The sequence below is a fragment of the Mesorhizobium sp. M8A.F.Ca.ET.208.01.1.1 genome (assembly GCF_004791315.1).
In the GTDB taxonomy this organism is placed as follows: domain Bacteria; phylum Pseudomonadota; class Alphaproteobacteria; order Rhizobiales; family Rhizobiaceae; genus Mesorhizobium.
The window spans coordinates 1-289 of record NZ_SRUT01000374.1 but is presented as its reverse complement, the minus strand read 5'-3'; the positions used below and the strand labels follow the sequence as shown (position 1 = coordinate 289).

Annotated in this window: 1 pseudogene; it reads right to left on the bottom strand. The window is 62.6% G+C overall.

Annotated elements, in window-relative coordinates:
• A pseudogene (locus EN851_RS35725) lies at positions 1-261 on the bottom strand (DUF1801 domain-containing protein); the annotation flags it as partial.
• Between the last annotated feature and the right edge of the window lie 28 nt (positions 262-289).

The window sequence follows — 289 nt, the reverse complement described above, 5'->3', positions numbered from 1 at the left end:
GAGAAACCAGCCTTCGCCTTCCATCCCGTAAAACGGCGAGTTCCATTTGACGGCCTTCTGGACGCAGGGAACGGCATGCATGATGAGTTGGTCGAGCCGGCGTCCGACTTCGCTCTTCCAGCCCGGCATCGCGGCGATATAGGCCTGCACGGGAGCGTCTCCATAGCCCTTGGCGATCTGCGGGTTGCCGCCTGAAAGCAGGACAGGTTTTCCGTCCGGGGATCCGGCGGCGGCAGTCTTGGGCGATTTCGCTTTCGCCATCAGGTTGATCCCACGCGTTGGCGCGTCG